The sequence below is a fragment of the Rothia kristinae NBRC 15354 genome (genome assembly GCF_001570865.1).
In the GTDB taxonomy this organism is placed as follows: Bacteria; Actinomycetota; Actinomycetes; order Actinomycetales; family Micrococcaceae; genus Rothia; species Rothia kristinae.
In genome coordinates this window covers 1-13,004 of the sequence record NZ_BCSM01000016.1, presented here as the reverse complement: position 1 = coordinate 13,004, position 13,004 = coordinate 1, and the positions used below count along the sequence as shown (strand labels likewise).

The window sequence follows — 13,004 nt, the reverse complement described above, 5'->3', positions numbered from 1 at the left end:
TGGCCAGGGTGAGCACTTCGATCCCTGCTGAGACCGCCCCGACCGAGGGCCCCGCGATGCGTGTGCTGGATCTGCGCGGCCGGGACCTGGACCCCGCCGCCCTGGCCGGGCTGCTGCCGCGCCCGTCGGGGGAGTACCTGGCCCACGCCGAGGAGTCCGTCGCGCAGATCATCCGGCGGGTGCGCGCCGAGGGGGCGCCCGCCCTGCGGGAGCTGTCCGCGCGCTTCGACGGCGTCGAGCAGTCCGGCCTGCGGGTCCCGCCCGAGGCCCTCGAGCGGGCGCTGGCCGAGCTGGACCCGGGCGTGCGCGAGGCCCTGGAGACGGCGATCGGGCGGATCCGCGCCTTCGCCGCCGCGCAGAAGCCGGCCACCACCGAGCTGGAGGTCGCCCCGGGGGCGCGGCTGGTCAACCGGTGGACCCCGGTGCGCCGGGTCGGCCTGTACGTGCCCGGCGGGTTGGCGGTGTATCCCTCCTCGGTGGTCATGAACGCGGTGCCCGCCCAGGCCGCCGGCGTCGAGTCCGTGGTGCTGTGCACCCCGCCGCAGCGGGAGTTCGGCGGTCTGCCGCACCCCACCACCCTGGCGGCCGCGGCGCTGCTGGGCATCGAGGAGGTGTGGGCGATCGGCGGGGCGCAGGCCCTGGCCGCGATGGCCCACGGGCTGCGCCCGGACGAGCAGCAGCCGCAGCCCCTGGAGCCGGTGGACATCCTCACCGGCCCCGGCAACGTGTACGTGGCGATGGCCAAGCGGCAGCTGCGCTCCGTCGTCGGGGTGGACGGGGAGGCCGGGACCACGGAGATCGCGGTGATCGCCGACGCCGCGGCGGACCCGGTGTACGTGGCCGCGGATCTGATCTCCCAGGCCGAGCACGACCCCCACGCAGGCTCCGTGCTGATCACCGACTCCGCCCCGCTGGCCGAGGCCGTGGCCCGGCAGGTGCGGGTCCAGGCCGCCCGCACCCGGCACGCCGAGCGGGTCGCGCAGGCCCTGACCGGCCCGCAGTCCGGGGTGGTGCTCACCGACTCCCTGGAGCACAGCGTCGCGGTGGCCGACGCCTGGGCGCCCGAGCACCTGGAGATCCAGACCGCGGACCCGCGGGTGGTGGCCGCGCGGATCCGCAACGCCGGGGCCGTCTTCCTCGGCCCGCACTCCCCGGTGCCGCTCGGGGACTACGCCGCAGGATCCAACCACGTGCTGCCCACGGGCGGCTCCGCCCGGTGGGCCAGCGGCCTGAACACCGCCACCTTCATGAAGGTGGTCCAGCTGATCGAGTACTCCGCCGAGGCTCTGGCCGCGGTGGCCCCGACCGTGCGGGCCCTGGCCGAGGCCGAGGATCTGCCGGCCCACGGCCGGGCCGTGGCCGTGCGGACGGAGCCGACCGGGGCGGGGGAGTAGCGCCGTGCACTGCCCGTACTGCCGCCACCCCGACTCGCGCGTGGTGGACTCGCGGGTGGCCGATGACGGCTCCGCGATCCGCCGGCGCCGCCAGTGCGCGGCCTGCGGGCGGCGCTTCTCCACCCTGGAGACCACCGTCGTGAACGTCATCAAGCGCTCCGGGGCCACCGAGCCGTTCAAGCGCGCCAAGATCATCTCCGGGGTGCGCAAGGCCTGCCAGGGCCGCCCGGTCAGCGAGGACGATCTGGCCCTGCTGGCCCAGGAGGTCGAGGAGTCCATCCGCGCCAAGGGCCTGGCGGAGATCGACGCGAACGACGTCGGCCTGGAGATCCTCAAGCCGCTGCAGCGTCTGGACACCGTGGCGTACCTGCGCTTCGCCAGCGTCTACCAGGCCTTCGAGGGGCTGGACGACTTCGAGTCGGCCATCCGCTCCCTGCGGGCCGAAGCCGGAAGCGGGCCCGAGGACACCGCCCCCGAGGACGCGGCACCCGAGGACTCAGCCCCCGCGGCCGGCACCCGCGGAGCCGAGCGGAGCGAGGAGGACGGCCCGCAGCAGCAGACCCTCATCTGAGGCACGCCCGCCTGACCGGGTTGGCCGGGGCTCTGGCGCGGCGGGCGGCCGACGGGGTAAGCTCGGATCAGGAGCCGGTACGTGCGGAGGGGAAGCCGTCACGTACCGGCTCTTCCGCTGCCTGCGGACCTCCCACGGGCAGGCCCCGCGGCGCTCAGCCCGCGGTGCGGTCGTGCTTCTCCTTCTCCCCGGGCTGGCCCGCCGCCCACAGGGCCGCCCCGACGATCCCGGCGTTGTTGCGCAGCACCGCGATCTCGATGGGCGTGCCGATGTCCTCCAGATACGGCAGGAACTTCTCCGGCTTCTTGGACACCCCGCCGCCGATGATGAACGCGTCCGGGGAGAACAGCCGCTGCACGTGGGAGAAGTAGCGGTGTAGCCGCTTGCCGTACTGCTTCCAGGACAGGTCCTCGCGCTCGCGGGCCCGCACCGAGGCGCGGGTTTCCGCGTCGTGCCCGTCGATCTCCAGGTGGCCCAGCTCCGAGTTGGGCACCAGCTGGCCGTTGTTGATGATCGCCGAGCCGATCCCGGTGCCCAGGGTGATCATCATGAGGAAGCCGGAGCGGTGCCGGCCCTGTCCGTAGATCGCCTCGGCCAGACCGGCCGCGTCGGCGTCGTTGACGGCGTGGACGGGCCGTCCCAGGGCCTCGGCGACGGGCCCGGTCAGGTCCGCCCCGATCCAGGACTCATCCACGTTGGCCGCGGACCAGGTGTGCCCGTCCTTGATGATCGCGGGGAAGCCGACGCCGATCGCGGAGTCCGGCTCGGCGGTGAGCTCCCGGGACTGCAGCTCGGCGACGATCGTCTCCACGACGGGGATGACGGTCTCCGGGGTGGCCGGCTTCGGGGTGTCGATGCGGTAGCGCTCGGAGACCAGGTCCCCGGTGCGCAGGTCCACGATCCCGCCCTTGATGCCGGTGCCGCCGATGTCCACCCCGATGGCCAGCTCGTGGGGGGCGGGGGCGGGCAGGGACTCCTCCCGGTCCAGGTCGGCCTGCACGGCCAGCTCCGGGCGGTTCACGTTGGTCTTCTCGGTCACGGCTGCTCCTTCTGCTGCGTCGGGTCTGTCGCTGTCGGGTCGGGTTCCGGCCCCTGCGGCGGGACCGGGCGGGGTCGGTGCGCTCAGGGGAGGGTGAGGACGTCCACGCCGTCGGCGGTGACCACCATGGTGTGCTCGAACTGCGCGGAGCGCCTGCGGTCCTTCGTCACGACGGTCCAGTCGTCCTCCCACATGTCCCAGGAGATCGTCCCGAGGTTGAGCATGGGCTCGATGGTGAAGACCATGCCCTCCTGGATCACGGTGTCATAGGCGGGGGCAGCGTCGTAGTGGGGGATGATCAGCCCGGAGTGGAACTCCCGGCCCACCCCGTGCCCGGTGAAGTCCCGGACCACCCCGTAGCCGAAGCGGGCGGCGTACTTCTCGATGACCCGCCCGATCACGTTGATCTCCCGGCCCGGCTTCACGGCCTTCATGGCCCGGCGCAGGGCCTCCTCGGTGCGCTCCACGAGCAGGCGGGACTCTTCGTCCACGTCCCCGACCAGCAGGGTGCGGTTGGTGTCCCCGTGCATGCCGTCCTTGTACGCGGTGACGTCCAGGTTGATGATGTCCCCGTCCTCCAGGACGGTGGAGTCCGGGATGCCGTGGCAGATGACCTCGTTCAGGGAGGTGCACACGGACTTCCAGTAGTTCCGGTAGCCCAGGGTGGAGGGGTAGGCGGCGTGGTCGCAGATGTACTCGTGGACCACCGCGTCGATCTCATCGGTGGTGGTTCCCGGCACGCAGTGGGCCTCGGCGGCGACGATGGCGCCGGCGGCGATCTTCCCGGCCGCGCGGATCAGCTCCACCTCCTCCGGGGTGTAGAAGTCCGAGCCCTGGCCCTCCCGGGCGGTGGGCTTGCCGACGTACTCGGGTCGCGGGATCCAGGAGGGCACCGTCCGCACGGGTCCGACGACGCCGGGGGTCAGGGCCCCGAGCGGGGCCTTCCCGGGTTCGGTGGGGATGTTGTGTCCGGTGGTGGCTTCGGAGGGTGCAGACATATCATCAACTCTAGGCCACCGGCCCTGCAGAGCCGGATCGAGACGACCCCGCGAGGAGGCACCCCATGGCGCTGAACGACGCCGCTGAACTGCCCGAGGACCAGCAGTACTGGTTCAACACCTACACCCGCGAGGTGGAGCATCCGGCCTCCTCGGACTACCGCAAGCTGATCGGACCCTACGCCAGCTATGCCGAGGCCAGCCGCGCCCTGGAGAAGGCCGAGCAGCGCAATGAGGCCTGGGATGAGGCGGACCGGGAGTGGCGCGAGGGCTGAGCCCCTCATCGGCGCCTCGGACGGGCTGAACGCCCGTCGTCGGGTCTGTCAGCCGGGTGCGCCCCGCCGAGCTGCTGCGCGGGTGAACCCGCAGCCTTAGTCCTGGAAGGTCTGCTCAGGCCCCGGGAACACGCCCTGGACGACCTCCGCCCGGTAATCGCGGGCCGCCGCGGTCAGCGCCGTGCGCAGGTCCGCGTAGCGCTTCACGAAGCGGGGGGTCCGCCCAGTGGTCAGACCGGCCATGTCCTGCCACACCAGCACCTGCCCCGTGGTCTCAGCCCCCGCGCCGATGCCGACGGTCGGCACGCTCAGCGCCGCCTCCACCGCGGCCGCCGCCGGGGCCGCGGTCATCTCCAGCAGCACCGCGAAGGCCCCGGCCTCCTCCAGCCTGCGGGCATCCTCCACCAGCCCCTCAGCCTGCGCGTTGCGGCCCTGCACCCGGAAACCGCCCAGCACGTGCTCCGACTGCGGGGTGAAGCCCAGGTGGGCCATCACCGGAACCCCCGCCTGGACCATCGCCCGGACATGCTCCGCGTAGAAGGCCCCGCCCTCCATCTTCACCGCGTGCGCCCCGCCCTCGCGGACCAGGCGCACCGCGGCCTCCACCGCCTGCGCGGGGGAGGCCTCGTAGGTGCCGAAGGGCAGATCCGCCACGACCATCGCCCTCCGCGCCGTGCGGGAGACCGCCCGCACGAACGGCAGGAAGTCCTCCATCCGCAGCTGCGTGGTCGACTCCAGCCCCAGCACCGTGTTGGCCGCGGAGTCCCCGACCAGCAGCACCTCCACCCCGGCCTCGTCGAAGATCCGGGCGGTCATCGCGTCATAGCTGGTCAGCATGGAGAACCGCGTGCCCTCCTCCTTGCATCGGCGCAGATGCACCGTGCGGATGCGGGAGACGCCCTCCAGGCCGTTGGCGGGACCGGAGGGGGCGGCGGGGGAGTCGTTCTCGGAGGACAGGTACGTGCTCATGGCCTGCCATCCTAGTGCCCGGGCGGCACGCGGGCAGGCCGACCCGAAGCAGAGCGGGGTGCGGATACAGTGGGGGCAGACGGCCCCCGCGCGCCGCCCCGCCCGACCCAGCCCCAAGGAGGCACCCATGGACCGCCAACAGGAATTCGTGCTGCGCACCATCGAGGAGCGGGACGTGCGCTTCGTGCGGATGTGGTTCACCGACGTCGTCGGCACCCTCAAGTCCGTGGCCCTGGCCCCGGCCGAGGTGGAGGGCGCCTTCGAGGAGGGCCTGGGCTTCGACGGCTCCTCCATCGAGGGCCTGTCCCGGGTCTCCGAATCGGACATGCTCCTGCAGCCGGATCCCTCCACCTTCCAGCTGCTGCCCTGGCGGGGAGAGCAGGAGCCCACCTCCCGGATGTTCTGCGACATCCTCACCCCGGACGGCGAGCCCTCCGCCGCGGATTCCCGCGGGGTGCTCAAGCGGATCCTGGCCAAGGCCGGGGACATGGGCTTCACCTGCTACACCGCCCCGGAGGTGGAGTTCTACCTCCTGAAGTCCCCCGAGCTGAACGCGGACGGCTTCCCCGAGCCGGTGGACCGGGAGGGCTACTTCGACCACGTCTACGGCGGGGTGGTCCAGGATTTCCGACGCCGGGCCGTGACCATGCTGGAATCCGTGGGGATCTCCGTGGAGTTCAGCCACCACGAGGGCGGCCCCGGGCAGAACGAGATCGACCTGCGCCACGCCGACGCCCTGCAGACCGCGGACAACATCATGACCTTCCGCTCCGTGATCAAGGAGGTCGCCCACACCCAGGGCATCTACGCGACCTTCATGCCCAAGCCGTTCACCGAACACCCCGGCTCCGGGATGCACACCCACTTCTCCCTGTTCGAGGGGGACTCCAACGCCTTCTTCGAGGCCGGGGCCGAGTACCAGCTCTCCCGCACCGCCCGGCACTTCATCGCCGGGGTGCTGCGCCACGCCCCGGAGTTCACGTCCGTGACCAACCAGTTCGTGAACTCCTACAAGCGCCTGTGGGGCGGCGGGGAGGCCCCCTCCTACCTCTCCTGGGGCCACAACAACCGTTCCGCCCTGGTCCGGGTGCCGCTGTACAAGCCGAACAAGATGCAGTCCGCGCGCATCGAGTACCGCGGCCTGGACTCGGCGGTGAACCCCTACCTCGGCTACGCCGTCGTGCTGGCCGCGGGTCTGAAGGGCATCGAGGAGGAGTACGAGCTGCCGATGGCCGAGTCCGACGACGTCGCCTCCATGACCGCCCGCGAGCGGGCCAGCCTCGGACACGACCCGCTGCCGGCCTCCCTGCACGACGCGATCCGCCAGACCGAGGACTCCGAGTTCATGGCCGAGGTGCTTGGCGAGCAGGTCTTCCGCCAGTTCCTGCGCAACAAGCAGGAGGACTGGACGGCCTACCGCCGCGAGGTCACCCCCTACGAGCTGAAGTACAACCTGGGCCTGCTCTGAGCCCGTCCCCGTCCGACCCGCCAGAAAGGATCCAGATGACGCACGCGGCCTCCGGCAAGACCCGCCTGGCCGGCATCGGCTTCGAGGACCTCACCGGCGCCCAGCGCTGGCTGCAGGCCCGCGAGCTGGAGGGCATCGATCGGGAGGCGCTGCTGGAGGGCCTGCGGCTGAGCCCCTCCCCGGACGCGGCCCTGAAGTCCCTGGTGCGCCTGCTCGGGGATCACCCCGCCGGACTGGCCGAGGCCGTGGACCGCGGCAGTGCGGCGCCCGCCCTGTACCGGGTGCTCGGCGCCTCCGAGGCGCTCGGGGACTTCCTGCTGCGCCGCCCCGAGCACCTGGACCTGCTCACCGGGGACCCGCAGCGCCTGCCCGAGGTCCGCGGTCAGGAGATGGCCCGGCAGTACCGGGAGGACCTGCTGCGCTGCGTGGGGGCCGATCCCGACCACCGGATGCCCGTGGCCGAGACCACCGGGGAGCAGGCTCAGCTGGCCCTGCGCACCGCCTACCGGGCGGCGCTGACCCGCATCGCCGTCGCGGACCTGCTCGCCGAGGACCCCCTCGCCGAGCTCGAGCGGATCGCGGCGTGCCTGGCCGACCTGGCCGGGGCCGCGCTGGAAGCCGCCCTGGCCGTGGCCCGCGCCGAGATCGCCCAGACCTACCCCGAGGTCTCCCGGGTGGCGCTGGCCGTGATCGGGATGGGCAAGTGCGGGGCGCGGGAGCTGAACTACATCTCCGACGTGGACGTGATCTACGCCGTCGGACCCGCCCAACCGGACCCGGACGAGGCCGACGGGGCCGACGACGCCGACGATGCGCAGCCGCTGGAGGAGCAGCGGCTCGTGCGACTGGGTGAGGAGCTGGTGCGGGCCCTGACCCAGGTGATCCACGGCGTCGGCCCGGAGCCGGCCCTGTGGGAGGTGGACGCCAACCTGCGCCCCGAGGGCAAGGACGGCCCGCTGGTGCGCACCGTGGACTCCCACCGCGCCTACTGCCGCCGCTGGGCCGAGAACTGGGAGTTCCAGGCCCTGCTCAAGGCCCGCCCGATCGCCGGGGACCCGCAACTGGGGCGGCAGTACCTGGAGGCCGTGACTCCGTTCGTGTGGGAGGCATCCAGTCGGGAGGGCTTCGTCGGCTCCGTGCAGGCCATGCGCCGGCGGGTCAGCGACCACATCCCCGAGGCCGAGCGGGAGCGGCAGATCAAGCTCGGGATCGGCGGGCTGCGGGACGTGGAGTTCACCGTGCAGCTGCTGCAGCTGGTGCACGGGCGCACCGATGAGCAGGTGCGCACCCGCGGCACCCTGGAATCCCTGCGCGCCCTGGCCGAGCGCTCCTACATCTCCCGGGAGGACGCCCGGGCCTTCGCCGACCGCTACCGCTGGCTGCGCCTGCTGGAGCACCGGGTGCAGCTGCGCCAGCTGCGCCGCACGCACCTGATGCCCGCCCGGGAGCGGGAGCAGCTGGCCGTGGCCCGGGCCATGCAGGCCCCGCAGGAGCGCACCCGCACCACCGCCGAGGAGCTGCTGACCCGGTGGCGCGAAGCCAAGCGCAGCGTGCGCGGGCTGCACGAGGCCCTGTTCTTCCGGCCGCTGCTGGCCGCCGTCGCCCACCTGTCCGCCGCGGAGGTAGCCCTGAGGCCCGACGCCGCCCGGGACCGGCTGGCCGCCCTGGGCTACCTGGACCCGCAGGGGGCCATGCGCCACATCGAGGCGCTGACCCGCGGGGTCAGCCGCCGGGCGGAGATCCAGAAGACCGTCCTGCCGGTGCTGCTGGGCTGGTTCGCCCGCGGGGTGGACCCGGACGCCGGGCTGCTGAACTTCCGCCGCGTCTCCGAGGAGCTCGGACAGACCCCCTGGTACCTGAAGATGCTGCGGGACTCCGCGACCGCCGCGCAGCGGCTGTGCGAGATCCTCTCCTCCTCCCGCTTCGCCACGGACCTCATCGAGGTGGAGCCGGAGGCCATCGCCTGGCTGGACAAGGACGAGCAGCTGCGCCCGGAGACGCTGGAGGAGCTGTGGACCGAGATCCGGGCCAAGGTCTCCCGGCACCGGGACGCCCAGGAGGCCGTGCGCGCGGTGCGCCTGATCCGGCGCCGGGAGATGCTGCGCACCGCGATGGGGGAGTGCACCGGGGTCCTGGACGCCGAGCAGATCATGCGGGGCCTGTCCGACGCCGACCAGGCCGCGATCCTGGGCGCCCTGCACGTGGCCGAGCGGGAGCTGTACGAGGAGCAGGGCGAGCCGGTGCTCACCGATGTCGTCATCATCGGGATGGGTCGGCAGGGGGGCGCGGAGATCGGCTACGGCTCGGACGCCGACGTCATGTACGTCCACCGCGCCCGCGACGGCGCCGGGGAGCAGGAGGCCCTGCGCCAGGCCGAGCGGCTGGTGACCCGCACCGTGCAGCTGCTCAAGGGACCGGTGGAGCCGGCGATCCGCGCGGAGCGGACCCTGGTCATCGACGCGGACCTGCGCCCGGAGGGCCGCTCCGGGCCGATGGTCCGCTCCCTGGACTCCTACGCCGAGTACTACGCCCGCTGGTCCGACACCTGGGAGCACCAAGCGCTGCTGCGCGCCCGCCCCCTGGCCGGCTCCGACGAGGTCGCCGAGGCCTTCGTGCGGATCATCGACCCCTACCGGTACCCCGCCGAGCTGCCGCCGCGCCGGATCCAGGAGATCCGGCGGATGAAGGCCCGCGTGGAGGCCGAGCGGATGCCCCGCGGGGCGGATCCGACCCGTCAGCTCAAGCTCGGCCGGGGCGGGCTGTCCGACGTCGAGTGGCTCGTGCAGCTGCTGCAGCTGCGCCACGCCCACGAGCACCCCGAGCTGCGCACCACCAGCACGCTGCGGGCCCTGCGCGCGGCCGTGCCCCTCGGGCTGATCGGCGCGGAGGACGTCCACGTGCTGGAATCCGCGTGGCTGCTGGCCACGCGCGTGCGCGGCGGCGTCGTGCTGCGCACCGGGCGCGCCTCGGATTCCCTGCCGACCGCGCGCCGGGACCTGGAGGCCATCGCCCGCTGGGTCGGCTGCGCCGAGGGCGGGGCCCGGGTGCTGGAGGAGGACTACCTGCGCCTGACCCGCCGGGCCCGCGGGATCTACGAGAACCTGTTCTACGGGCCGCTGACCCGGTGAGGGCCCGCGGTCGGGCTCAGTGCTTCTCCGCCCGGGAGATCTGATCCGCCAGATCCTCCGGGGACAGATCCGCCGCGGAGAACTCCGGGGTCACCGGCAGGTGCAGGCGCAGCTCCGTGCCGGGGCAGATCTCCACCCGCGCCTCCTTCAGCTTGAAGTCGATCACGTGCCCGCCCACCTGGCGGGTGGAGTCGATGAAGTGGGCGTGGCAGCCCGGCACCGAGATGCCCTGCTCGTAGATCGGGGTGCGGAAGGCCACGATCGTGCCGATGAGGTCGTCGAACTGCACGATGTCCTCGTTGTCCGTGGCATCGACCATCTTCGGGTACGGCTTGGACTGCTTGATCACCGTGCGGGTGCGCACCCACTCGAAGGAGCCGCGGATCTTCAGCGCGTACATGTAGTTCTTCGACACCGTGAGGTCGTCCAGGATCTGCGAGGCGGTGGCCCGCAGCAGGTCCCGCGGCAGATCCCGGCGGATGGTGGGCACGAAGTTGGTGACCACGGCGTAGGGGGTCCGCTGGGACAGGGCGGCCTCCTGCACGGAGCCGTCGTGGCGCATCTGGTAGGCGGTGCCGTCCAGCACGATCATCTCCCCGTCCAGCCCGTCGAAGGTGCCCAGACCGAAGTTGCCGTGGCCCAGCAGCTCGCCCACGGTCATCTCCCCGTCGTAGATCCCGTCCAGCAGGCCCGCCATGAGCCCCGTCTGGAAGACCTCGTTGCGGTACATGATCTCGCCGTGCAGCTCTTTGGGGGACCGGGACATGGGGGCTCCTTCATACGCTCAGACAGGATGCGCGGCGGGACTCGCCCGACGCTCACCTCCCACTCTAGGGCCGTGCGGCCGCGGGCCGGCCGATACCATGGTGGGCATGGATTACCTCTCCACCCGCGACCCCGAGGCGGCCCCCGCGTCCTTCACCGACATCCTGCTGCGCGGACTGGCCCCGGACGGCGGCCTGTACCTGCCGGTGCGCTACCCGCAGCTGGACGCCTCCACCCTGCGCTCCTGGCGCACCCTGCTGGCAGAAGAGGGCTACGCCGCGCTCGCCGCGCAGATCATGGAGCTGTTCGTGGACGACATCCCCGCGGAGGATCTGCGGCGGATGGCCGAGCGGGCCTACGCCCCGGAGAAGTTCGCCGACCCGCAGATCGTGCCCGTCACCCCGCTGGAGGACGGTCTGCACCTGGCTCACGTCTCCGAGGGACCCACCGCGGCGTTCAAGGATATGGCGATGCAGCTGCTCGGCGAGCTGTTCGAATACGAGCTGGCCCGGCGCGGGGAGACCCTGAACATCCTGGGGGCCACCAGCGGGGACACCGGGTCCTCCGCGGAATACGCGATGCGCGGGCGCGAGGGCATCCGGGTGTTCATGCTGACCCCGAGGGGGCGGATGACCCCGTTCCAGCAGGCCCAGATGTTCGGGCTGGATGACCCGAACATCGTCAACGTCGCCGTGGACGGGGTGTTCGACGACTGCCAGGACCTCGTCAAGGCGATCTCCGCGGATGCGGCGTTCAAGAGGAAGCACCGCATCGGCGCGGTCAACTCCATCAACTGGGCCCGGCTGCTCGCCCAGATCGTCTACTACGTCTCCTCCTGGCTGCGGGTGACCACCGCGGAGGACCAGCGGGTGAGCTTCTGCGTGCCCACCGGGAACTTCGGGGACATCTGCGCGGGGCACATCGCTCGGCAGATGGGGCTGCCGATCGACCGGCTGATCGTGGCCACCAACGAGAACGACGTGCTCGATGAGTTCTTCCGCACCGGGAACTACCGGGTGCGCTCCGCCGCGGAGACCGCCGAGACCTCCAGCCCGTCCATGGACATCTCCCGGGCGTCGAACTTCGAGCGGTTCGTCTTCGACCTGCTGGGCCGGGATGCGGCTCGCACCTCGGATCTGTTCGGCACCCAGGTGCGCCGCGGCGGGTTCAGCCTGGCCGGCACCGAGGAGTTCGAGGACGCCGCAGGCCGCTTCGGCTTCCTCTCCGGGCGCTCCACCCACGCGGATCGGGTCTCGACCATCCGGGACGCCCACGAGCGGCTGGGGGTGCTCATGGACCCGCACACCGCGGACGGCGTGACCGTGGCCCGGCGGCACCGCGATCAGGTGGACACGCCCATCGTCTGCCTGGAGACGGCCCTGCCGGTGAAGTTCGCGGACACCATCCGCGAGGCCATCGGCCGGGATCCGCAGATCCCCGAGCGCTTCGCCGGGATCATGGAGGCCCCGCGGCACGTGGTGGACCTGCCCGACGACGCCGAGGCCGTGAAGGACCTGATCCGCGAGCGCATCGCCGCCGTCGACGTGCGCTGAGGACCCGGACGCCGCTCGATAGGGGAATAGCGCGGCAGACTATAGGCCGTATTCCATGTAGCAGCTCTGGATCTCCCCGGAGGTGGCGGTGTCGTGATCCAGGTTCTCGCAGTACGCGCGGGGGATGGTTGGTTCCTCCGCGTCGGGTGTGTGGTCCTCGGGGTTCCCGAGGTTGGCGGGGTCGCGGGGGTCGACGCCGCTGGCCCAGTCGCCCAGTCGGTTCGCCGAGCAGTAGGCATAGACCTGCTCCGCCAGCTCCGGCGAGTACGGTGCCGCGTCCTCCTTCCAGACGTCCGCGATGCATCCGCCGCCGTTGGCGAAGTAGGACTGCACCGTCGCGGCCGCCGACTGCTGCGTCTGAACCTGCTCTGGATCTGGAGCCTCCGCAGCTTGAGCGGGTTCGGTGGCGACAGCCTCCGTGGTCTCCGGAGCCACCGGTGCAGACTCGGTCGCGGCGGTGGTGGGGGCCTCGGCGGGTGTCGCGCTCGCGGACGCTGCCGCCGGTCTCGCGGACATACTCGGGGAGGCGCTGGCCGACGCCGAGCTGCTGGTGTCGGTGGCGTCGTCGCCGCCTCCACAGGCGCTCAGCGCGAGGGGCAGCAGGGCCAGCGCGGCGAACCCGCGGGTGCGAGTGGTCATGGGTGCTTCCTTGCTTTCGGGAGGATGATGGGCGGGAACAGTGAGTTGGTCTCGAGGTCCAGCATGACAGGCCCGCGGCCAGTCGGCGTACCGTGACGCGCCATCGGCGGTCCTTCGCAGGCGGGCCCGCTCCTCGAGCGGTAAGTCCGCGGATCCGGTCATGTAGCACACCCAGGGGGACTTCCAGTGCGTCCGCGGTGGTTGC

The 13,004-nt window shown here is 72.1% G+C and carries 11 protein-coding genes; 6 read left to right on the top strand and 5 right to left on the bottom strand.

The genetic code is table 11. The features are described 5' to 3' along the window. The first annotated feature begins 56 nt into the window (after nucleotides 1-56). Nucleotides 57-1,394 (top strand): histidinol dehydrogenase, encoded by a 1,338-nt coding sequence (gene hisD, locus KKR01S_RS09355; protein WP_439709796.1) that lies wholly within the window; start codon nucleotides 57-59, stop codon nucleotides 1,392-1,394. A 4-nt stretch (nucleotides 1,395-1,398) separates the two neighbouring features. Further along, on the top strand, nucleotides 1,399-1,965 hold the full coding sequence (nrdR, locus tag KKR01S_RS09350) for a transcriptional regulator NrdR (RefSeq protein WP_081101685.1): 567 nt from the start codon (nucleotides 1,399-1,401) through the stop codon (nucleotides 1,963-1,965). 154 nt (nucleotides 1,966-2,119) lie between these two features. Here the strand turns inward: nrdR and ppgK are convergent, their stop codons facing one another. Both ppgK and map read right to left on the bottom strand, forming a co-directional pair. Continuing rightward, entirely contained in the window at nucleotides 2,120-2,911 is a 792-nt protein-coding gene (ppgK, locus tag KKR01S_RS09345; protein WP_081046342.1) for a polyphosphate--glucose phosphotransferase, read from the bottom strand. Between the two features lie 176 nt (nucleotides 2,912-3,087). Then, nucleotides 3,088-4,002 carry a type I methionyl aminopeptidase gene (map, locus tag KKR01S_RS09340; protein ID WP_081101684.1) on the bottom strand — a complete coding sequence of 305 codons (915 nt, stop codon included), beginning with the start codon at nucleotides 4,000-4,002 and terminating at the stop codon, nucleotides 3,088-3,090. Between the two features lie 65 nt (nucleotides 4,003-4,067). On the opposite strand from map, the gene KKR01S_RS09335 reads away from it, so the two are divergent. Further along, the gene (locus tag KKR01S_RS09335) at nucleotides 4,068-4,277 is read left to right on the top strand and encodes an SPOR domain-containing protein (protein ID WP_058731770.1); all 210 of its coding nucleotides are present in this window, start codon (nucleotides 4,068-4,070) and stop codon (nucleotides 4,275-4,277) included. Nucleotides 4,278-4,373: 96 nt separating this feature from the next. Here KKR01S_RS09335 and panB read toward each other — a convergent pair whose 3' ends face one another. After that, on the bottom strand, nucleotides 4,374-5,246 hold the full coding sequence (gene panB / locus KKR01S_RS09330; protein WP_061225865.1) for a 3-methyl-2-oxobutanoate hydroxymethyltransferase: 873 nt from the start codon (nucleotides 5,244-5,246) through the stop codon (nucleotides 4,374-4,376). Between the two features lie 127 nt (nucleotides 5,247-5,373). Between panB and KKR01S_RS09325 the strand changes: the two genes are divergently transcribed. Both KKR01S_RS09325 and KKR01S_RS09320 read left to right on the top strand, forming a co-directional pair. Further along, on the top strand, nucleotides 5,374-6,714 hold the full coding sequence (locus tag KKR01S_RS09325) for a glutamine synthetase family protein (protein WP_061225864.1): 1,341 nt from the start codon (nucleotides 5,374-5,376) through the stop codon (nucleotides 6,712-6,714). 35 nt (nucleotides 6,715-6,749) lie between these two features. Then, nucleotides 6,750-9,842 (top strand): bifunctional [glutamine synthetase] adenylyltransferase/[glutamine synthetase]-adenylyl-L-tyrosine phosphorylase, encoded by a 3,093-nt coding sequence (locus KKR01S_RS09320; RefSeq protein ID WP_058731773.1) that lies wholly within the window; start codon nucleotides 6,750-6,752, stop codon nucleotides 9,840-9,842. Between the two features lie 16 nt (nucleotides 9,843-9,858). Here the strand turns inward: KKR01S_RS09320 and budA are convergent, their stop codons facing one another. Beyond that, nucleotides 9,859-10,608: an acetolactate decarboxylase gene (gene budA, locus KKR01S_RS09315; protein WP_058731774.1), complete on the bottom strand. Its 750-nt coding sequence runs from the start codon at nucleotides 10,606-10,608 to the stop codon at nucleotides 9,859-9,861. Between the two features lie 106 nt (nucleotides 10,609-10,714). Here budA and thrC point away from each other — a divergent pair, with 106 nt between their 5' ends. Beyond that, the gene (gene thrC / locus KKR01S_RS09310; protein WP_058731775.1) at nucleotides 10,715-12,160 is read left to right on the top strand and encodes a threonine synthase; all 1,446 of its coding nucleotides are present in this window, start codon (nucleotides 10,715-10,717) and stop codon (nucleotides 12,158-12,160) included. Between the two features lie 39 nt (nucleotides 12,161-12,199). Here thrC and KKR01S_RS11055 read toward each other — a convergent pair whose 3' ends face one another. Then, nucleotides 12,200-12,799, bottom strand: a complete 600-nt coding sequence (locus KKR01S_RS11055; protein ID WP_058731776.1) for a hypothetical protein — start codon at nucleotides 12,797-12,799, stop codon at nucleotides 12,200-12,202. Between the last annotated feature and the right edge of the window lie 205 nt (nucleotides 12,800-13,004).